The sequence below is a fragment of the Pseudomonas sp. GW823-FHT02E01 genome (assembly GCF_058797535.1).
In genome coordinates this window covers 289700-308591 of sequence record NZ_JBXAJS010000007.1, presented here as the reverse complement: position 1 = coordinate 308591, position 18892 = coordinate 289700, and the positions used below count along the sequence as shown (strand labels likewise).

The 18892-nt window shown below is 59.9% G+C and carries 20 protein-coding genes; 13 read left to right on the top strand and 7 right to left on the bottom strand.

Going from position 1 to position 18892, the window contains the following annotated elements:
* Nucleotides 1-33 precede the first annotated feature (33 nt).
* From AC1RDQ_RS19405 to AC1RDQ_RS19390, 4 genes are all read left to right on the top strand, one after another.
* Nucleotides 34-906: an oxygenase MpaB family protein gene (locus AC1RDQ_RS19405; RefSeq protein WP_492587901.1), complete on the top strand. Its 873-nt coding sequence runs from the start codon at nt 34-36 to the stop codon at nt 904-906.
* 193 nt (nt 907-1099) lie between these two features.
* The gene (locus AC1RDQ_RS19400; protein WP_492587900.1) at nt 1100-2116 is read left to right on the top strand and encodes a class I SAM-dependent rRNA methyltransferase; all 1017 of its coding nucleotides are present in this window, start codon (nt 1100-1102) and stop codon (nt 2114-2116) included.
* A gap of 93 nt (nt 2117-2209) precedes the next feature.
* Complete coding sequence (locus tag AC1RDQ_RS19395) at nt 2210-5167, top strand: DUF748 domain-containing protein (RefSeq protein WP_492587899.1); 2958 nt, start codon at nt 2210-2212, stop codon at nt 5165-5167.
* Nucleotides 5167-5460, top strand: coding sequence for a DUF2845 domain-containing protein (locus AC1RDQ_RS19390; RefSeq protein ID WP_407516372.1), 294 nt, complete (start codon nt 5167-5169; stop codon nt 5458-5460). The genes AC1RDQ_RS19395 and AC1RDQ_RS19390 overlap by 1 nt, the downstream gene beginning before the upstream one ends.
* 199 nt (nt 5461-5659) lie before the next feature.
* Here the strand turns inward: AC1RDQ_RS19390 and AC1RDQ_RS19385 are convergent, their stop codons facing one another.
* Both AC1RDQ_RS19385 and AC1RDQ_RS19380 read right to left on the bottom strand, forming a co-directional pair.
* The gene (locus tag AC1RDQ_RS19385) at nt 5660-6016 is read right to left on the bottom strand and encodes a BON domain-containing protein (protein WP_057713265.1); all 357 of its coding nucleotides are present in this window, start codon (nt 6014-6016) and stop codon (nt 5660-5662) included.
* 300 nt (nt 6017-6316) lie between these two features.
* On the bottom strand, nt 6317-6736 hold the full coding sequence (locus AC1RDQ_RS19380) for a pilin (protein ID WP_057713264.1): 420 nt from the start codon (nt 6734-6736) through the stop codon (nt 6317-6319).
* A gap of 227 nt (nt 6737-6963) precedes the next feature.
* On the opposite strand from AC1RDQ_RS19380, the gene AC1RDQ_RS19375 reads away from it, so the two are divergent.
* The 4 genes from AC1RDQ_RS19375 to yacG are packed head-to-tail and all read left to right on the top strand — an operon-like array spanning nt 6964 to nt 9872.
* Entirely contained in the window at nt 6964-8181 is a 1218-nt protein-coding gene (locus AC1RDQ_RS19375; protein ID WP_154862184.1) for a type II secretion system F family protein, read from the top strand.
* A 1-nt stretch (nt 8182) separates the two neighbouring features.
* Nucleotides 8183-9055 (top strand): prepilin peptidase, encoded by an 873-nt coding sequence (locus tag AC1RDQ_RS19370; protein WP_492587898.1) that lies wholly within the window; start codon nt 8183-8185, stop codon nt 9053-9055.
* On the top strand, nt 9052-9675 hold the full coding sequence (gene coaE / locus AC1RDQ_RS19365; protein WP_057713261.1) for a dephospho-CoA kinase: 624 nt from the start codon (nt 9052-9054) through the stop codon (nt 9673-9675). Before AC1RDQ_RS19370 ends, coaE begins: the two co-directional genes overlap by 4 nt.
* Nucleotides 9672-9872 (top strand): DNA gyrase inhibitor YacG, encoded by a 201-nt coding sequence (gene yacG, locus AC1RDQ_RS19360; protein ID WP_102672246.1) that lies wholly within the window; start codon nt 9672-9674, stop codon nt 9870-9872. Before coaE ends, yacG begins: the two co-directional genes overlap by 4 nt.
* Before the next feature lie 35 nt (nt 9873-9907).
* Here yacG and AC1RDQ_RS19355 read toward each other — a convergent pair whose 3' ends face one another.
* Both AC1RDQ_RS19355 and AC1RDQ_RS19350 read right to left on the bottom strand, forming a co-directional pair.
* A complete protein-coding gene (locus tag AC1RDQ_RS19355) occupies nt 9908-10597 on the bottom strand; it encodes an energy-coupling factor ABC transporter permease (RefSeq protein WP_007990394.1) in 690 nt (229 codons plus the stop codon).
* 71 nt (nt 10598-10668) lie between these two features.
* Nucleotides 10669-11601, bottom strand: coding sequence for a LysR family transcriptional regulator (locus AC1RDQ_RS19350; protein ID WP_429522096.1), 933 nt, complete (start codon nt 11599-11601; stop codon nt 10669-10671).
* A 121-nt stretch (nt 11602-11722) separates the two neighbouring features.
* Here AC1RDQ_RS19350 and AC1RDQ_RS19345 point away from each other — a divergent pair, with 121 nt between their 5' ends.
* Complete coding sequence (locus AC1RDQ_RS19345; RefSeq protein WP_150813471.1) at nt 11723-11965, top strand: DUF2790 domain-containing protein; 243 nt, start codon at nt 11723-11725, stop codon at nt 11963-11965.
* Between the two features lie 9 nt (nt 11966-11974).
* Here the strand turns inward: AC1RDQ_RS19345 and AC1RDQ_RS19340 are convergent, their stop codons facing one another.
* From AC1RDQ_RS19340 to AC1RDQ_RS19330, 3 genes are read right to left on the bottom strand one after another with little or no spacing between them, the layout of a single operon-like run.
* Entirely contained in the window at nt 11975-13243 is a 1269-nt protein-coding gene (locus AC1RDQ_RS19340) for an OprD family porin (protein WP_492587897.1), read from the bottom strand.
* 16 nt (nt 13244-13259) lie between these two features.
* Nucleotides 13260-14480: a benzoate/H(+) symporter BenE family transporter gene (locus AC1RDQ_RS19335; RefSeq protein ID WP_492587896.1), complete on the bottom strand. Its 1221-nt coding sequence runs from the start codon at nt 14478-14480 to the stop codon at nt 13260-13262.
* Nucleotides 14481-14483: 3 nt separating this feature from the next.
* The gene (locus tag AC1RDQ_RS19330; protein WP_053162496.1) at nt 14484-15827 is read right to left on the bottom strand and encodes an aromatic acid/H+ symport family MFS transporter; all 1344 of its coding nucleotides are present in this window, start codon (nt 15825-15827) and stop codon (nt 14484-14486) included.
* Nucleotides 15828-16046: 219 nt separating this feature from the next.
* Between AC1RDQ_RS19330 and AC1RDQ_RS19325 the strand changes: the two genes are divergently transcribed.
* Genes AC1RDQ_RS19325 through AC1RDQ_RS19310 form a run of 4 tightly spaced genes read left to right on the top strand, consistent with a single transcriptional unit; the run spans nt 16047 to nt 18783 of the window.
* On the top strand, nt 16047-16673 hold the full coding sequence (locus AC1RDQ_RS19325) for a DUF1780 domain-containing protein (RefSeq protein ID WP_007970534.1): 627 nt from the start codon (nt 16047-16049) through the stop codon (nt 16671-16673).
* Nucleotides 16670-17197: an MOSC domain-containing protein gene (locus tag AC1RDQ_RS19320; protein ID WP_492587895.1), complete on the top strand. Its 528-nt coding sequence runs from the start codon at nt 16670-16672 to the stop codon at nt 17195-17197. Before AC1RDQ_RS19325 ends, AC1RDQ_RS19320 begins: the two co-directional genes overlap by 4 nt.
* Nucleotides 17198-17250: 53 nt before the next feature.
* Nucleotides 17251-17424 carry a DUF3094 domain-containing protein gene (locus AC1RDQ_RS19315; protein ID WP_007970531.1) on the top strand — a complete coding sequence of 58 codons (174 nt, stop codon included), beginning with the start codon at nt 17251-17253 and terminating at the stop codon, nt 17422-17424.
* A 60-nt stretch (nt 17425-17484) separates the two neighbouring features.
* Nucleotides 17485-18783 carry an NAD(P)/FAD-dependent oxidoreductase gene (locus tag AC1RDQ_RS19310; protein ID WP_090451465.1) on the top strand — a complete coding sequence of 433 codons (1299 nt, stop codon included), beginning with the start codon at nt 17485-17487 and terminating at the stop codon, nt 18781-18783.
* Nucleotides 18784-18892 lie beyond the last annotated feature (109 nt).

Genomic DNA, 18892 nt, shown 5'->3' with positions numbered 1-18892 from the left:
AGGCTCGCTCCTACAGAAAATTACAGAGTGGCCATGGAATTCATCCGCACCCGCATCGAAACCCAGATCATGAGCCTGACCGGTTTGTCTTTGGGCAAACTCGACCTGGAAAACCCCAAGGGCGACCCGGGCCTGTTCGGACCGGACTCGGTGAGCTGGCAAGTCCATGGCGATTTCAGCAGCATGCTGATCGGTGGCATCAGTGCCCTGATGCTGCAGGCCCTGCACCCGCTGGCATTGGCCGGGGTCTGGGACCATTCGAACTTTCGTGAAGACATGCTCGGCCGCCTGCGCCGCACCGGGCAGTTCATCTCCGGCACCACCTTCGGCTCTCGACAGGATGCCGACTGGCTGATCGAAAAAGTCCGCACCATCCATTTGCAGATCACCGGTACAGCGCCGGACGGACGTGCCTACGCCGCCAGCGATCCTGAACTGCTGACGTGGGTGCATGTGGCGGAAGTCAGCAACTTCCTCGCCGCGCATTTGCGCTATCGCAACCCGCACCTGTCCCCGGTCGATCAGGATCGCTACTACGCTGAAATCGCCTTGGTTGCCGAGCGGCTCGGAGCCAGGGATGTACCCCGTACGCGGCAGGAAATTGCCGACTATCTTGAGCGTATGCGCCCTCAGTTGCTGTGCGACGAACGCAGTCGAGAAGTCCTGCGCCTGTTGCTGAACGCCCCCTCTCCCAGTCGCTTGGCCAAGCCTTTCGGCGGTCTGATGATGCAGGCCGGGATCGACCTGCTGCCGGACTGGGCCAGCGACATGCTCGGCGTCAGCCAGAACCCGCTGCAACGCAAGCTGATCCGCGCCAGCGTCAATCGCAGTGCGCCGATGCTGCGCTGGGCGGTGCGTAACGGTTCGGTGCAGCGGGCTAAACGGCGGATGGGGTTATTGACCTAACAGGTATTGCTGCGACTTTTTCTGTGGCGAGGGGGCTTGTCGGATCGCCGCACCGCCCCGTTGGGCTGCGAAGCGGCCCCAAGCTCTCGAGCGTTTCCGAAATTTTGCCAGTGCTACGCACTGGAACGGGGGCAAGCCCTCTCGCCACAGTGTTAAACTCCCGCGCCCAATTCTCTCCTGCAAGGCGCCCAGCATGTCTTCCTTGAATCAGGCGCTGCGCGCCGCCCTCGATCAACGCCAGGACCTGCTCGCCGAACTGCACCTGCAAGGCACCGATTGCTATCGCCTGTTCCACGGTAGCCAGGAAGGCGCCGCTGGCCTGACCATCGACCGCTACGGCCCGCAGCTGCTGGTACAAAGTTTCCACCAGGCGCTGGAGCGCGAGACGCTGCTGCAACTGCACGAAGCGATCAATCAACACCTGGGTTTTGAAACCCTGCTGGTCTACAACGACCGCTCCCGTGGCAACTCGCGCATCGATCGCGATGACATCGTCTACCGCGCCGACGATGCCGCCCTGCAAGACCTGGTCGGCCACGAATGGGGCCTGAACTATCGGGTGCGCGGTCGCCATGCAGGACAGGACCCGCTGCTGTTCCTCGACCTGCGCAACACCCGCGGCTGGGTCAAGGATCACAGCAAGAACAAAAGCGTGCTGAACCTGTTTGCCTACACCTGTGGTGTCGGCCTCAGTGCCGCCGCTGGTGGCGCACGCGAGGTGTGCAACCTGGACTTCGCCGAAGGCAACCTGGCGGTCGGTCGGGAGAACGGGCAGCTCAACCCGCAGTTGCCGACCATGGAATTTATCCAGTCCGACTACTTCCCGGCCATCCGCCAACTGGCCGGCCTGCCGATCAGCCAGCGCCGCGGGCAAAAACTTCCGAGCTATCAGCGCCTGGAACAGCGCCAGTACGATCTGGTGCTGCTGGACCCTCCGGCTTGGGCCAAGAGTGCATTCGGCACCGTCGACCTGCTGCGCGACTACCAGAGCCTGCTCAAACCGGCCTTGCTGACCACCGCCGACAACGGCGTGCTGATCTGCTGCAACAACCTGGCGAAAGTCAGCATGGACGACTGGCGTGAACAGGTTTTGCGTTGTGCAGAGAAGGCCGGGCGGCCGGTGCGTGAATGGACCGTGATGAAACCGGGCGCCGATTTTCCGTCAATGGATCAACAGCCACCGCTGAAAACCCTGATCCTGCAGCTCTGACCGTCGTCGGAGAAATCTGAAAATTCATGAACAGGCCAATCACTTCGGAACCGGAAACGCGTGCCATACTCCAACGCACTCCGATTCAGACAGATGAAGCCTCACATGTACAAAGGATTGATTCGCGCCATCGGCGCCTTGTTGACTGCTCTGGCCCTCTACAGCTTGCTGGGTTTTCTGATTTTACCGGGTGTCGCGTTGCGCGTTGCCAACCAGCAACTGGCCAACTACGCCACTACACCCGCGACCATCCAGCGGATCGAATTCAATCCGTTCAGCCTTGAACTGACCCTTTGGGGCTTGAACATCGGCGAACCCGGCAAGGAGCAGGTCGGTTTCGAGCGCCTGTACGCCAATCTGCAATTCGACAGCCTGTGGACCAAGGCGGTGCACCTGTCTGATGTCGAACTGACCAAGCCCAAGACCGAAATCCTGTTCAGCAAGGACGGCAAACTCAATCTGCTCGGGCTGTTCAAACTGCCAGAGAGCGAACCCACGCCGGCCGACCCGGATGCCAAGCCGTTTCCACTGCGCATCGAGCGGATCAAACTGGCGGGCGGTTCCGTGCATTTTGAAGATGCCCGGCCCAGCGAGCCCATCGAGTTTCTCTACGACACACTCGATTTCGAACTGAAGAACCTCAGTACCCTGCCTGATGACAGCGCCGACATGACCCTGGTGGCCGTCGGCCCCAATGGTGGACAGATCGACTGGACCGGCAACTTCAGCCTGATCCCGATCGCCTCCGAAGGTAAGCTGAAAATCACTGACGGCAAGATGAAAGCCTTTTGGCCCTATGTGCGCGATGCCGTGCCACTGGATCTCGAAAACGGCGTCATGAGCATCAGCACCGACTACAAACTCAACCTGGCCAAGGAAACCGAGCTGCTACTGAGCAATGTAGCGGTCAGCATCGCCCCCTTCGCGATCAAGGCTCCGGATGGCCGGCCGCTGGTAAAGCTCGAGCGCCTGGACGTCAGCGAAACCACTGTGGACCTGGCCAAGCAGCAAGTGGTGGTGGGCAAGATCCGCAGCCACAAACTGGAAACCTGGGCCGCGCTGGAATCGGACGGCCAACTCGACTGGCAGAAACTGTTCGCCAGCCAGCCGGCCAAACCCGCTGCCAAAGCCAAGGCGGATGCCGAACCGACCGGCACTCCGGCGGCGGCAGACTCACCGAAACCTGAACCGGCCGCGCCAGACAAACCCTGGCAGGTGCTGCTCAAGGATGTGCAACTGCGCGACTACAAGGTGCATCTGGCTGACCGCAAGGCACAACCCGTCGTCGCCCTGGAACTGAGTCCGCTGAACCTCGACCTGCAAAATTTCGACAGCCTCAACGGTTCCCCCTTTACCCTCAAGCTCGATACCGGTGTAGGCAAGCAAGGCAAGATCATGGCCGACGGCGAGATCAACCTGGCCCCGGTCAGCGCCAGGCTGAAGGTACAGACCAAGGACATCGACCTGCGGGTTGCCCAGTCCTACATCACGCCGTTCATTCGCCTGGAACTGCGCAGCGGCATGCTCGGCAGCGATCTGGCGGTCGACCTGAAAAGCACCGAGCCCTTGGCCTTCGGCGTCACCGGCCGTGCCCAGGTCGATCAGTTGCATACCCTGGACACCTTGAAAACCCGCGACTTCCTCAAGTGGCAGCAGGTCGTGGTCGAAGGCCTGAACTATCAGCATGGGGACAGCCTGTCGATCGACAAGATCAACCTGTTCCAGCCCTATGCGCGCTTCATGATCAACGATGATCGCACCACCAACATCGATGACCTGCTGATTCCACAGCCAGCGGATTCCGGGGCAAAACCGGCTGCGAACAAACCGGCCAGCAACGAAAAACCGCTGGGCATCCACATCGGCGGCATTTTCATCAATGACGGTTCGGCCAACTTTGCCGACTTCAGCCTGACCCCGAACTTCGCCACCGCCATCCAGCAACTCAACGGGCAGATCGGCACCATCGACAGCCGCCGGCCGAAACCGGCCAGTGTCGACGTCAAGGGCAAGGTCGATCGCTACGCACCGGTGACCATCAAGGGTTCGGTCAATCCGTTCGACCCGATGGCCAGCCTCGACATCGCCACCAGCTTCAAACGCGTGGAACTGACCACGCTGACGCCCTACTCCGGCAAGTTCGCCGGCTACCGTATCCGCAAGGGCCGGCTCAATCTCGACCTGCACTACCAGATCACCAAGGGTCAGCTCAAAGCTGAAAACAAAGTGGTGGTCGAACAACTGCAACTGGGTGAAAAAGTCGACAGCCCGGATGCCGTGAGCCTGCCACTGAAACTGGCCATTGCCTTGCTCAAGGACGTCGACGGCAAGATCTCCATCGAACTGCCGGTCACTGGCGACCTGAACAACCCTCAGTTCAGCGTCATGCCGATTATCTGGCAGACCCTGCGCAACCTGATCGTCAAGGCCGCGGCAGCACCGTTCAAACTCATTGGCGGCTTGGTCAACGGTGGTGGTTCGGAAGACCTGGGCAGCGTTTCATTCGCAGCCGGTTCCAGCGAATTGAGCAAGGACGCCGAAGGCGCCCTAGACAAACTGTCCAAGGCGCTCAAGGAACGCCCGGCCCTGCGCCTGGAAATCGAAGGCACCGCCGCCCAGAGCAGCGATGGCCCGCTGATCGCCGAACAACGCCTGGAGCGTGAATACCAGTACAACTACTACAAAATGCTCCAGCGCCGCGGTGACAAGGTCCCGGCCCAGGCTTCGTTGCTGGAAGTGCCGGACGGAGAAAAGGGCCCGCTGCTCGAAGGTATCTACCGCACCCGCCTGAAAACCCAGCCCCCTGCCGAATGGAAGGACCTGGGCAAGGAAGAACGCACCGCGAAAATGCGTGCCGAGGTGATCAAGTTCTGGAGTGCCAGCGACGTACTGTTGCGTCAACTGGGCCAGGAACGCGCCAGCAGCATCAAGGATTATCTGGTCGACAAGGCCCAGTTGGAAGATGACCGGGTGTACTTCATCGATGCCAATCTGGGCGAGGCGCAAAGCGACGGCCGCGTGGTGACTCCGATGCATCTGGATGCCGAGTGATGCATCGGCAGCTGGCAGGCTTGGCTCTGGCGCTCTCCGTCAGTCAGGCCTGGGCGGCCGATACCCTGCGCTGTGGCAGCCAGTTGATCAGCGTCGGCGATCGCTCGAGTGAGGTCGTGCAGAAATGCGGTGAGCCGGTCAGCCGCGACTTGCTGGGGTACAAGCGCAGTGCCGATCGACGCGAGGAGTTTCAGGTCGAGGAGTGGACCTACGGACCGAATGGCGGGATGTATCAATACTTGCGGTTCGAAGGTAATCGGCTGAAGCAGATCTCCAGCAAACGCGGAAATTAATTAGCCACTATCCAATGTGGTAGCGGGCTTGCTCCCACAATTGATTTTCAGCACTACACATAAAACAGGCCCCGGAAAAAAGCGCGGGGCCTGTGACGGCCACATCCTTATGGCCCTTCGCATGAACACTCAGGTTGCAACAGACGTATGACTCTGCCCGTCTGTCGCGCCTTCTCCCGGTCCAGGCGAGAAGCCTGCCTTACTCGGCTTTGAGGCCGTCAGCGGAGACCGCCTTGACGCCTTTGATTTTCTTGGTGATGGCCACAGCCGCTTCTTTTTGCGAATCGGTCACGGCGGTGGTCGACGACAGCGATACCACGCCTTTGTTGGTTTCAACTTTGATGTCGCTACCTGGAATGCCTTTTTCAGTCATCAGGTCAGCCTTGACTTTGGTGGTGATCCAGGTATCGGAAGTATCTTCTTTCACTTCGGTCATTTCACCGGCAGCCAGCACCATTGGCGACTGGGTTGCCTGGGTGGTTTGAGCAAACGCGGCGTTGGCCATGGTCAGGGTCAGCGCGGTAGCAGCAGCGGCAGTGATAGCGAACTTCTTCATACGAGTAACTCCTGTTTTTCGGAAAGTCTGCCGGATGTCTTGTCGGCAGGGTTACCAAGGATATTGCGAACGCTGTGCCAACTTTGGAGAAGGAACTAAAACCTTATTAATCAATAAGTTACAAAACAAGCCAACTTTCGAAATCATGCAAAATGCACGAGAAGCACAAACACTGCATGCAAGTTGCGGGTTTATGGAAAGTTCCTAAGATGCTGAAATTTCTGAGCTTTATCTGCAACATTTGACGACGGGTCGACAAACAGGAAAATCCCCGCAAAAGCGGGGACTTGATTCAGCAATTCATGCCGCAGAACCGGAACACCCTTTAGGCAAGTAGTCCTCGGTAACGCTGCTCTTGCATGACCAGCCTTTGGCTTCGTCCCGTGTCAGGGTGACGGTTTTGCCCTGGACCACCCCCGGGGCATTGTGCAACGTACAAACGATTGATCCCGCCCCCGGCGTTGTAGCCGTCACAGACAGGGCGCAATGGTTGGTCGATGTCTTGCCAGCGGGCGCCACGTTGGCAATTGTCGGCGTTTCCCCCTGGCTGATCACATCCTCGAACGGCACCTTCATTGCAGTCAGCTCGGCCATCGCCGCCGTGACCTTGGCCCGCGCCTGGTACTTGGAATACATCGGCAGGCCCAGGGTTGCCAGGATCCCGATGATCGCTACCACGACGAGCAACTCGATCAGGGTAAAACCTTTCTGATAGTTCATGTACAAGCTCCATGCATGAGTCGAAGGCTCATGACCTGCCCCATGGCAGCACAGCCTGTGCCAAGGCCAGAAGCCCCTGTTGGCCGGGGGCGTGGTGTTCGCAAAGCCCTTACTTACTACCAAGATCAGTACTATCTGACGTTTTTTGTCACATCACCCTTGCGGGTTTGGCCCCATCCTTTGACTAGGCTATAAGAGCAATTCAATCGGAATACCCAGGACTGAACATGGCGGTCAAGGCAGCGAAAATCAGCGTGTATGCGTGGGAAGGCATCGACCGCAAAGGCACAAAAGTGACCGGCGAACTCAGCGCTCAAAACCCGGCGCTGATCAAGGCGAAACTGCGCAAGCAAGGCATCAGTCCGGGCAAGGTTCGCAAAAAAAACCATTCGGTTTTCAGCATGGGCAAGCGTATCAAGGCCCAGGACATTGCCCTGTTCACCCGGCAAATGGCGACGATGATGAAGGCCGGCGTGCCGTTGTTGCAGTCCTTCGACATCATCGGCGAGGGCTTCGACAATCCGGCCATGCGCAAGCTGGTGGACGAACTGAAACAGGAAGTTGCGGCAGGCAGCAGTTTCGCCGCTGCCCTGCGCAAGAAGCCCCGGTATTTCGATGAGCTGTATTGCAACCTGGTGGATGCCGGCGAGCAGGCCGGTGCCCTCGACACCCTTTTGGAGCGGGTCGCGACCTACAAGGAAAAAAGCGAAAGCCTCAAGGCCAGGATCAGGAAAGCCATGACCTACCCGCTGGTGGTGGTGTTCGTCGCAGCGATTGTCACCGGGATCCTGCTGGTCAATGTCGTGCCGCAGTTCGAATCGGTGTTCAAAGGCTTTGGCGCCGAACTGCCGGCCTTCACCGTGATGGTCATTGGCCTCTCGCAATTCATGCAAGCCTGGTGGTGGGTGGTCCTTGTCACGCTGATCACGATGACCTTCGGCGTACGCCACGCCCTCAGGACATCCCCGGCCTTGCGTGACCGGATGGACACCTGGCTGCTGAAACTGCCGCTGGTGGGCACCCTGATGCATAAGTCCGCCGTGGCCCGGTTCGCCCGTACTTTGTCGACCACTTTCGCTGCCGGCGTGCCGCTGGTGGAGGCTCTGGAATCAGTGGCCGGTGCGACCGGCAATAGCGTGTTCAAGCGCGCGGTACTGCGCATCCGGCAGGACATCTCGACCGGCATGCAATTGCATTTCGCCATGCGCACCTGCGGCGTCTTTCCGAACATGGCGATACAAATGACTGCAATTGGCGAAGAGTCCGGCACCCTGGACGCTATGCTCGACAAAGTCGCGGGGTTCTACGAAGACAACGTCGATAACATGGTCGATAACCTCACCAGCCTGATGGAGCCGTTCATCATGGTGGTGCTGGGTGTTATCGTCGGTGGACTGGTAGTTGCCATGTACCTGCCCATCTTCCAACTTGGCTCAGCGATCTGACATGCCCTTGAATGAAATCCTGACTCAATCTGCGCTGGCCTTTGTCCTTCTCGCAGGCATCACCGGCCTGCTGGTCGGCAGCTTCCTCAATGTCGTGATCTGGCGCCTGCCAAAAATGCTCGAACGCGACTGGCGCGAGCAGGCCCATGACATTCTCGGGCTGCCAGGCGAAACGCCGCTGCCGACCTACAACCTGTTGCTGCCCCACTCCCAGTGCCCGCACTGCGGTCACCGCATCCGCGCCTGGGAAAACATCCCGCTGCTCAGCTATGTGTTTTTGCGCGGCCGCTGCTCAGCCTGTGCGGCCGCGATCAGCCCGCGCTATCCGTTGACCGAACTGGCCTGCGGCCTGTTGTCGGCATTTGTTGCCTGGCACTTCGGCTTCGGTTGGCCCGCCTGTCTGATGCTGGTCCTTAGCTGGGGTTTGCTGGCGATGAGCCTGATCGACGCCGAACATCAGATATTGCCGGACGTGCTGGTGCTGCCGTTGATATGGCTGGGGTTGATCGTCAACAGTTTCGGCCTGTTCGTGTCGTTGCACGAGGCGCTTTGGGGGGCGATAGCCGGCTACAGCCTGCTGTGGTCGGTGTTCTGGCTGTTCAAGCTGATCACGGGCAAGGACGGCATGGGCTACGGTGATTTCAAGTTGCTGGCGATGCTGGGCGCCTGGGGTGGCTGGCAGATTTTGCCGCTGACCATCCTGCTGTCCTCGCTGGTGGGGGCCATTATCGGGCTGATGCTGCTGCGCTGGCGCAATGCAAAAACCTCGACGCCGATCCCTTTCGGTCCCTATCTGGCCATTGCCGGCTGGATTGCGTTGCTCTGGGGTGGTCAAATAACCGGCCTCTATTGGCAGTTTGTCGGTTTGAAATGAATAGCCCTGTGGAAAAACCCTGGATTCTCGGCCTGACCGGTGGCATCGGTAGCGGCAAAAGTGCGGCCGCCCAACACTTCATCGATCTGGGCGTGCATGTGGTCGACGCCGATCATGCCGCTCGCTGGGTCGTTGAACCCGGCCGCCCGGCACTGGCACAAATCGCCGAACACTTCGGCCCCGGCGTGTTGCAGGCCGACGGGCAACTGGACCGCGCCGCGCTACGCAAATTGATCTTCGAAGTGCCAGAGGAACGCCGCTGGCTGGAGGCCCTCCTGCATCCGCTGATCGGCGAAGAAATCGCTCACCACCTGGCGCTGGCAAAATCGCCTTATGCGATTCTGGTTTCGCCGCTGCTGATCGAGTCCGGGCAATACGCCATGACCCAACGGGTGCTGGTGATCGATGCGCCCGAACAATTGCAGATCGAACGTACCCTGCAACGTGACCAGACCAGCGAGCAGCAAGTCCAGGCGATCCTCAAGGCCCAGTCCAGCCGCCAGGATCGCGTGAACCATGCCGACGACGTCGTGGTCAACGACCGCGACCTTGCCTGGCTGCACAGCGAGGTCGAACGCCTGCATCACTTTTATCTTTCTTTGCGTGGAGGCCAGTCATGAGCCAACCAACAACCGTCGACTGCCCAACCTGTGGCGCCCCCGTGGAATGGACCGCCGAGAGCAAATTCCGGCCATTCTGCTCCGACCGCTGCAAACTGATCGACCTGGGTGCCTGGGCGTCCGAAGAACACAAGATTCCAGTGGCTCCCGATGCCGAGGACGAGATGTTCAGCGGTGACTTCGACCCGCGCCATTGATCCATCGAGTGGGCGATTCCAGGTTTTGATGCGGATCAGGACTTGGGGTCGTCGTCCTTCCAGGGAGCCGAGAGGTAGCGTGTGCGGTTGAACGTCTCAAGCCACTCCGGACAAAACACGACCAGCGCACTGACGATCATGCCGTTGATAAACGCTTCGGGAAAAATGATCAACCATAGATATCCGACAAAATCTTCCAGCCAGTACGGCATGGCAAAACGCTCGTCGAACCATAACAACCAAAGCGCCAGCAGCAGACACAGCAACGCCGACAGCGCTGCGGCAAAAAATCCGGAAACGAAGATATACACGAAGGGATTTCGTGGCTGCGCCCTCTCCACCAGAATGGCGCAGCACTCGGTGACCAGCACCGGCAACGCAATCAACAGCGCGCCATTGACCCCGACCGCCGCCAGGTCCTGTCGGCCGAGCAACACCAGCCCCGTTTGCGCCACCAGGCCACCCACCAGCGCCAGCGGCCAGTCCAGCAGTAGCGTCACTGCGGTCATGCCGATGAAGTGGTAAGACACGCCGGTATCAAAGTCGCGCCGCACCAGCCACAACAGAAACAGCGCAAACACCGTTCCAAACAGCAGATGCTGACGACGGCTGTCGGTGAACAGTTCAACCCACGGTGCGCGACAGATCGCCCAGATCAACACCGGCACATAGATCAGCCAGCCGACCGCAAGGGTTTGCGATGACAGCAACTCTGCACCGATCATGGCTACGTGCGCCTCCCAGGCGAAGAACAACAGGCACTCAGTCTACACCGCCGCCCGCATGCCCTTCGACTTCAAGCCCAATGCTGCGGATCGTTCATCACCGCGTCATGTTCGGCGAACAGCTTCGGTAGCTCAGACTTGAGAAAGTCCACCCAGGTGCGGACCTTGGCATCGAGAAAGCGTCGCGAAGGATACAGCGCATACACATTGCGCTCGCGCAGGCGCCATGCAGGTAACACACGCAGCAAAGTACCGTCGCTCAAGGGCCGCGTCGCGGTGTAGAACGGCAGCAGGCTGATACCCATGCCCGCCTCCGAAGCCTTGACCATCGACTCGGCAACATTGCACTGAAAGGTCTTGGCCGGGCTGACGGCGTGCTCGCCGTCCTGGTCCTGGAAAAGCCATTGATCGCCGTACAGCGGGTCGAGCATGCGCAGGCAATGATGATCGCTCAGCGCCAGCGGCTGCTGCGGCACACCCCGGCGTCGCAGATAGGCCGGGGAGGCACAGGGCACGCTGTAGATCTGCCCGATGGCTTGCGCAACCATTTGCGAATCGGCAAGTTCCGGAGCGATCGAAATCACCACATCGTGCCCCTCCTCCAGCGGATCGGGATTGCGCTGCGACAAGGTCAGCTCGAACACCACATCGGGATAAAGCTCGCTGTAGCGGGCGATCAACGGCGTGAGCAGCACACCCAGGCCGTTCATGCTGTGCACCCGCAGGCGTCCGGCCGGATTGATATGAGCGCCGCGGGCCTCGGCCGTCGCCTCATCCATGGCCTCGACGATTTGCCGGCTGCGCAGCAGGAAGCGCTCGCCGGCGTCGGTCAGGCTCAAGCGCCGCGTGGTGCGTTGCAGCAGACGCGCCTGTACATGTTCCTCCAGATCCGCCACCAATCGGGATACCTGCGCGGTCGACAGATCCAGCGCATCGGCAGCCCCGGTGAAACTGGCGCAGTCCACCACCCGGATGAATACGCGCAAGTTGTTAAGCACATCCATAAGCCCCCCTCGGGCGATGACTGTTACGTTTTATGTAAGGCTGCATCCGCCGTTCGCCCCTTTATCCGTCGGTGGCAAAGACTAAAATTCAGACATCAAAACCGACACGGAGCACGCCAACATGAAAACGTTGATCAGCCTGTTGCTGACCGTCATCGCCACCTCGGCCATGGCCGCTGACAACGAGCCTCTCACAGTCCTGTACAACCCGGCGCAGCCACTGGACATCGCCAGCGTGGTTTCTGTGTCGAACACCGCGACTGCGTGCGGGGTCGTACCGGCGACCATGGTGTATGTCGATCATCAGGGCCAGACCCACCGTGTGACCTACAACGTCATGGGTGATTGCACCAGCAACCTGTGATCACCTGGCTCACAGCAAGGTCCACGTGTAGCTGAGAATCAAGCGGTTCTCGTCGATATCACTGCGGTAGTTGGAACGCGCCATCGCATTGCGCACGCGAATGCCCAAACCTTTGAGACTGCCGCTCTGCAACACATAGCCGATGTCCAGGTCACGTTCGCGATCCTTGCCTTCGAAACCCTTTCCGGTATCGACGTTGTTGCCGCTGATGTAGCGCACGGTACTGGTCAACCCCGGTACGCCGAGCGCCGCGAAGTCGTAGTCGTAACGCGCCTGCCAGGAACGTTCATCGGTGAAGGCGAACTCATAGGTCGGCACCTCGTTGCCCAGTGGCGAGATGTTGGCAAATACCCGTGGAAATGCACTGTCGCCGAACATGCCCTGATAGCCGACGTAAAACGTATGACCGCCACGCTTGGCCGATAGCAACGAGAAGAACGCCTGGTTGTCGATGTTGCCCAGCAGTTTTTTGCCGTCCTCGCGCGAATCGTAGTAACCGAGGTTGGCGCCGAGGATCCAGTCGCCCACCGGCTCACTGTGCTTTAAACCCAGAAAACGCTGGTTGTAGATATCTTCCAGTTGCCCGTACCAGGCACTGGCCGAGCTGCGCTTGTCGTTGAAGACATAGTCAGCGCCGGCAAAATTGAAACCGTCACTGCTGACCTGACGCTGCGGCACGTGACCCAGCATCGCTTGCATCTTTTCGTCGCCAGCCTCGTTGCGCAGGCTGGTTGAACTCAAGTGACCACCCTGCACAGTCAGGCCATTGATCTCGTTGGAGGTGATGCTTGCGCCCTGATAACTGGGAGGTAGCAGGCGAATATCGCTGAATGCCAACACCGGCAGGTTGGGTTGCAACTCACCGACTTTCAGCTCGGTTTTGGAGTAGCGCATCTTCAACGCGCCTTCCAGACGGCTGTAGTTGTCTGCCGCGCGGCCGTCGTCCTGCACCGGCAACAAACCGGTATTGGTCCGGTCCGGAGCGCTGTCGAGCTTGAGACCGAGCAAGCCGATGACGTCCATCCCAAACCCGACGGTGCCCTGGGTGTATCCAGACTTCACGTTGAGGATGAAACCCTGGGCCCACTCTTCAGCCTTCGATTGCTGGTTGGCGCCGACGATGTCGGAATAGTCGCGGCTGAAGTAGTAATTGCGCGCCTGCAACGTCGCACTGGTGTCTTCGATAAAGCCGGTTTCAGCTGCCATCGCCCCTGTGGAAAAACCCGAGACGACAGCCAGGGACAACGCCGAACCGGTTGTTGGGAGAATCTGTTTCATCGTTTTTCTCTTATTGTTATTGATCGACTGATTGAAGGACTTCAGTTGCAGTGGATTTGCGACGGGGAACGGGACGACGGGCGCTCAACAGCACATGGGTGACCATGCCGAAAATCAGCCCCCAAAACGCCGCGGACAAACCGAACAACGACATGCCCGAAGCCGTGACCAGAAAGGTCACCAGCGCGGCTTCGCGATCGCTCGGTACCGCCATCGCGCCGGTCAACGCGCCGGCAATGGCGGCGAACAAGGCCAGCCCGGCCAGCGCCGCGATCAACTCTTTGGGGAACGCTGAAAACAGCGAGACCAGCGTGGCGCCGAAGATCCCCAGCAGCAGGTAGCACAGGCCGCCGACGACCCCGGCCACGTAGCGTTTGCGAGGATCTTCGTGAGCTTCGCGACCGGTGCAGATCGCCGCGGTGATCGCCGCCAGATTCAGCCCATGGCAACCAAACGGCGCCAGCAATGCGGTGCCCAGCGCGCTACTGGCGATGATCGGGCTCGCTGGCGTCGGATAGCCACTGGCGCGCAGCACCGCCATGCCGGGCACGAACTGACCGGTCAGCGCCACCATCACCAGCGGCAAGGCAATGTTCAGGATCGCGCCCAGACTGAACTCGGGCGTGATCCACACCGGCGTGGCCAGGCCGATCACCAGCGCTTCACGATGTAAATCACCGGTGAACGCGGCAATCGAACAGCCCATCAGCAGCACCATCATCACCGCATAACGCGGCATCACACGCTTGCAGATCAGGTAGCAGGCAAACATCGCCAGGACCAGCAACGGCTTGCGCTGCATCGACACGAACAAGCCAGTGCCGAAACTGAACAGGATCCCCGCCAGCATCGCCGCCGCGATGGCGGCGGGCAGCTTGCTGATGATCCGGTCGAAAGCGCCCGAGATGCCAACCACGAAAATGATCAGGCTGCTGACCAGATACGCCCCCACGGCCTCTGCCATGGAGATGTCCGGCAACAGCGTCACCAGCAACGCCGAGCCCGGCGCCGACCAGGCGATGATCACCGGAACGCGGAAGCGCAGGCTCAAACCGATACCGAGCACGGCGCTGCCGATGGAGATCGCCCAGATCCAGGACGACAACACTTCCCGCGAAAGATGTGCCGCTTCTGCCGCCTGAAAGATGATCACCAACGGGCCAGCGTAGGAAATCACCGTGGCAATGAATCCAGCCACGGCGGCTGACAACGAGAAGTCCTGGAAAAACGCTTTCATGATTCAGGCACCGGTCGCTGACAACGCTGGGTTGACGCCCGCAGCGCTGCGTCGGCTGCTGATGGCGAACACGGTCATCGCCAGGGCCGCCACCGCACCGGGCAGGGCAAACGCCATGAAGTTCAGTTGCAGGGGCAAGCTGATCCCGAGCAAGGCACCACCCAGCAGCGGACCGACGATGGCCCCGTTGCGCCCAATGCCCGACGCCCAGCCCAGACCGGTAGACCGAATCGTCATGGAGTAAAACTGCGCGGCACAGGCGTACAAAAGAATCTGCGAGCCAATGGTGGTGGCACCCGCAATGGCGATCAGCAAGTACAACACCGGCATCGGGCTGTTGAAGCCCAACAGCGTGATCGACACCGCCGCCATGGCGAAAAACACCGCCAGCACTCTCGGCAGATTGAGTTTGTCGCCCAGCACCCCGCCACCGACCGCGCCGAAGATCGCCCCGAAGTTCAACACCAGCAGGAACGACAGGCTCGAACCCAGGCTGTAACCGGCGTTGGCCATCAGTTTCGGCAGCCAGGAACTCAGCGCGTACACCATCAACAGGCAGCAGAAAAACGCCAGCCACAGCATCAGCGTGCGCAGCGCACGGCCTTCACGGAACAACTGCAACACCGGGGTGCCCGTGCCTTTCACTTCGGCCATGTGCAATTGATCAGAGGTTTGCGCGACGTAGGCCGGATCGATGCGCTGAAGAATATTGCGCGCCTCTTCATTACGCCCCTGACGCAACATGAAGCCCACCGATTCGGGCAGGAAATACATGATCAGCGGCAACAACAGCAACGGCAGGACCGCCACGTAAAACACCGACTGCCAGCCGAAACTCGGGATCAGCACAATGCCCAGTCCGGCGGACAGCATGCCGCCCACCGAGTAACCGCTGAACATGATCGCGACCAGAGTGCTGCGGATTTTTTTCGGCGCGTACTCGTTCATCAGTGCCACGACGTTAGGCATCACGCCGCCAATGCCGAGCCCGGCAATGAAGCGACAGAGGCCGAACTCGGTGGGGTTTCGGGCGAAACCATTGAGTACGGTGAAGCCACTGAAGAGCATCACGCAGATCGTGATGGCTTTTTTGCGACCGATCCTGTCCGACAGCGGACCGAAGAACAGCGCACCGAACATCATGCCGAACAGTGCATAACTGCCCAGTGCACCGGCTTGCAGAGGACTGAGCCCCCACTCTTTCATCAGCATCGGCAAGACCACGCCGTAGATCACCAGATCGTAACCGTCGAAGATGATGATCAGGGCACACCAGAACAGCACCATCCAGTGAAAGCGGTTGAAACGAGCGTTGTCGATAACCTCATGTACGTCGATCTTGCGCATGGCATATATCTCTTGTTGTTGTTTTTTTAGAGCGGCGGTAACACGGCTTACGTCCGTACAGCCGAGGGTAGAGCCGCCCGATACGTGGCAATATCCAGTGCGCGCAGATCACTATCCATTTTGTGCAGGGCCCTGAAACGGGCATGGGAGCGGGAGGCATTGACCCTCTCCGACAAATTGTCTTCTTTGCGATCACATTTGAACGCTAAGCTTGGGCCTATGGATGACTCAGATTACTTACGCCTGCTGACCATCGCGGCCGAGCAAGCCAATGCGTTCCTGTCCAATGCCCGCAAGTGGGAGCGTGAGCGTTGGGTCTGCCAGCGCCTGCTGCAAGGCTTGAACATTCCCTATCGCGCCGATGAGTTCGCCCCCGCCGGGGAGCCGCCGGATGTATTGTTTCGCGATGCCAGTTTCGAGGTGTTCTTCGTGCTCGACGAGGGCCGGCGCCTCAACGATGAATGGCGCGACGAACTGCAGCGCCGACGCAGCGCGTTTTCCCTGAGCCAACTGGTGCGCCGCGAGGCCAAGCCACGACGTATCCCCGCCAACGAGTTCTTGCTGCGATTGGCGCCGACCTTGCGCAAAAAAGCGCACAACTACAAAGAGCGCGGCATGGATCTGGGTGAACTGGACATCATTGCCTTCGCCAGCCTCAAACGCGAAGTACTGGACCTCAACAGCCATTTCCCGCCGCCGACCGAATACCTGCGCCAGGGCTGGCGCTCGCTGTCATTGGTTGGGCCGACATTCGCCCGCGTGCTGTTCGCTCACCCGGATGCGCCGGACTTCTTGCGCAGCAACCTGGGGCGCAGCATTGTGTTCGACGTCGGGATCAGTCTGTGAGCCCGCTGCAGGAGCTGATCGCCGAGGTGCCACAACAGGGTCGTGTACGCTGGATCGGCGTGCGCCCGCAATCACGTTCGGCGATGCTTGAACTCGATGCCGTGGAAGCGCGCCTGGAGGCCGGCCTGACCGGCGACCACGCCCGCCCCGGCGTGCGCAATGCGCGGCAGGTAACGCTGATTCAGTGGGAGCACCTGGCGGTGATCAGTTCACTGATGGGGCGAGCACAGGATCATCCGGTCCGGCCTGAAGATCTGCGGCGCAATCTCGTTATCAGTGGCATCAATCTATTCAGCCTCAAGGGCCGCCGCTTCCGGATCGGCCAGGCAACGTTCGAAACCACCGGCTGGTGCCAGCCCTGCGCGCGCCTGGAAAGCAACCTGGGCATCGGCACCTTTCAGGCCGTGCGCGGACATGGCGGAATCACTGCCCGGGTGTTACAAAGTGGCATCATTCGCCTGGACGACATCGTTAGCGTCGAACCCATTGCGGACAGCGGCTATGCTGCGTTCAACCTTGGGTAAAAACACTGTAGCTTCTACACATTCAGCAACGTCTACTCCTGACGAGGCCCGATATGACCAGCCGCCTGAACCCCGACGACCAAAAGCATGTCGAAGAGTACCTGCAGTTGTCCCAGCACCAAGTCGAGCGCCGGCCTTTCCGGCCGTGGATGCTCCTTGTACTGGTATTGGCAGTGACCATTGGTCTGGGCCTGTTGAGCCGACTTATCAGTTACCTGACGCTATGAGCTGCCTTGCGCTCGCTCGGGTAATTGCACCGATTTCCTTTAGCCTTGCGAGTTATCCCCATGTCCCATCGTATTGTCATTGTCGGCGGCGGCGCCGGCGGTCTGGAGTTGGCTACCCGTCTGGGTAAGACTCTGGGCAAGCGCGGTACGGCCAGCGTGATGCTGGTCGACGCGAACCTGACCCACATCTGGAAACCGTTGTTGCACGAAGTGGCGGCCGGTTCCCTGAACTCTTCCGAAGACGAACTCAACTATGTCGCCCAGGCCAAATGGAACCACTTCGAGTTCCAGCTGGGGCGCATGAGCGGGCTCGATCGCGCGAAGAAAAAAATCCAGCTGGCTGCCACTTATGACGAAGCCGGTCTGGAGCTGGTGCCGGCCCGCGAAGTGCCTTACGACTCGCTGGTGATCTCCGTCGGCAGCACCACCAATGATTTCGGCACCCAGGGCGCGGCGCAACACTGCCTGTTCCTCGACACCCGCAAACAGGCCGAGCGTTTCCACCAGCAACTGCTCAATCACTATTTGCGCGCGCACGCCGGTCAGACCGACACGATCGAGCAAATCAGCGTGGCCATCGTCGGCGCCGGTGCCACCGGGGTCGAACTGGCCGCCGAACTGCACAACGCCGCCCACGAATTGGCAGCCTATGGCCTGGACCGGATCAAGCCGGAAAACATGCACATCACCCTGATCGAAGCCGGTCCACGGGTGCTGCCGGCGCTGCCGGAGCGCATTGGCGGGCCTGTGCATAAAACCCTGGAGAAACTCGGGGTCAACGTCATGACCAATGCTGCTGTCAGCGAAGTGACGGCCGACAGCCTGATCACCGCCGACGGCAACGAAATCAAGGCCAGCCTGAAAGTCTGGGCCGCAGGGATTCGCGCACCGGGTTTCCTCAAGGACATCGATGGCCTGGAAACCAACCGCATCAATCAGCTGCAAGTGCTGCCGACCCTGCAAACCACCCGTGACGAAAACATCTTCGCGTTCGGTGATTGCGCCGCCTGCCCGCAACCGGGTAGCGACCGCAATGTGCCGCCACGCGCCCAGGCCGCTCACCAACAGGCTTCGCTGCTGGCCAAATCGTTGAAACTGCGCATCGAAGGCAAGGCGTTGCCGGAGTACAAGTACACCGACTACGGCTCGCTGATCTCGCTGTCGCGTTTTTCGGCTGTGGGTAACTTGATGGGCAACCTCACCGGCAGCGTGATGCTCGAAGGCTGGCTGGCGCGGATGTTCTACGTGTCGCTGTACCGCATGCACCAGATGGCGCTGTACGGGCCGTTCCGCACAGCGATGCTGATGCTGGGCAGCAAGATCGGTCGCGGCACCGAGCCGCGCCTCAAGTTGCACTAACACCTCAACCACTGTGGGAGCGAGCTTGCTCGCGATAGCGGTCTGGCATTCAGTACATGTGTTGAATGTCAGGCCGTCATCGCGAGCAAGCTCGCTCTCACACTGGTTT

Coding starts and splice junctions, on each gene's coding strand:
- AC1RDQ_RS19405 (WP_492587901.1), top strand. CDS start 34: ATGGAATTCATCCGCACCCGCATCGAAACCCAGATCATGAGCCTGACC.
- AC1RDQ_RS19400 (WP_492587900.1), top strand. CDS start 1,100: ATGTCTTCCTTGAATCAGGCGCTGCGCGCCGCCCTCGATCAACGCCAG.
- AC1RDQ_RS19395 (WP_492587899.1), top strand. CDS start 2,210: ATGAAGCCTCACATGTACAAAGGATTGATTCGCGCCATCGGCGCCTTG.
- AC1RDQ_RS19390 (WP_407516372.1), top strand. CDS start 5,167: ATGCATCGGCAGCTGGCAGGCTTGGCTCTGGCGCTCTCCGTCAGTCAG.
- AC1RDQ_RS19385 (WP_057713265.1), bottom strand. CDS start 6,016: ATGAAGAAGTTCGCTATCACTGCCGCTGCTGCTACCGCGCTGACCCTG.
- AC1RDQ_RS19380 (WP_057713264.1), bottom strand. CDS start 6,736: ATGAACTATCAGAAAGGTTTTACCCTGATCGAGTTGCTCGTCGTGGTA.
- AC1RDQ_RS19375 (WP_154862184.1), top strand. CDS start 6,964: ATGGCGGTCAAGGCAGCGAAAATCAGCGTGTATGCGTGGGAAGGCATC.
- AC1RDQ_RS19370 (WP_492587898.1), top strand. CDS start 8,183: ATGCCCTTGAATGAAATCCTGACTCAATCTGCGCTGGCCTTTGTCCTT.
- coaE (WP_057713261.1), top strand. CDS start 9,052: ATGAATAGCCCTGTGGAAAAACCCTGGATTCTCGGCCTGACCGGTGGC.
- yacG (WP_102672246.1), top strand. CDS start 9,672: ATGAGCCAACCAACAACCGTCGACTGCCCAACCTGTGGCGCCCCCGTG.
- AC1RDQ_RS19355 (WP_007990394.1), bottom strand. CDS start 10,597: ATGATCGGTGCAGAGTTGCTGTCATCGCAAACCCTTGCGGTCGGCTGG.
- AC1RDQ_RS19350 (WP_429522096.1), bottom strand. CDS start 11,601: ATGGATGTGCTTAACAACTTGCGCGTATTCATCCGGGTGGTGGACTGC.
- AC1RDQ_RS19345 (WP_150813471.1), top strand. CDS start 11,723: ATGAAAACGTTGATCAGCCTGTTGCTGACCGTCATCGCCACCTCGGCC.
- AC1RDQ_RS19340 (WP_492587897.1), bottom strand. CDS start 13,243: ATGAAACAGATTCTCCCAACAACCGGTTCGGCGTTGTCCCTGGCTGTC.
- AC1RDQ_RS19335 (WP_492587896.1), bottom strand. CDS start 14,480: ATGAAAGCGTTTTTCCAGGACTTCTCGTTGTCAGCCGCCGTGGCTGGA.
- AC1RDQ_RS19330 (WP_053162496.1), bottom strand. CDS start 15,827: ATGCGCAAGATCGACGTACATGAGGTTATCGACAACGCTCGTTTCAAC.
- AC1RDQ_RS19325 (WP_007970534.1), top strand. CDS start 16,047: ATGGATGACTCAGATTACTTACGCCTGCTGACCATCGCGGCCGAGCAA.
- AC1RDQ_RS19315 (WP_007970531.1), top strand. CDS start 17,251: ATGACCAGCCGCCTGAACCCCGACGACCAAAAGCATGTCGAAGAGTAC.
- AC1RDQ_RS19310 (WP_090451465.1), top strand. CDS start 17,485: ATGTCCCATCGTATTGTCATTGTCGGCGGCGGCGCCGGCGGTCTGGAG.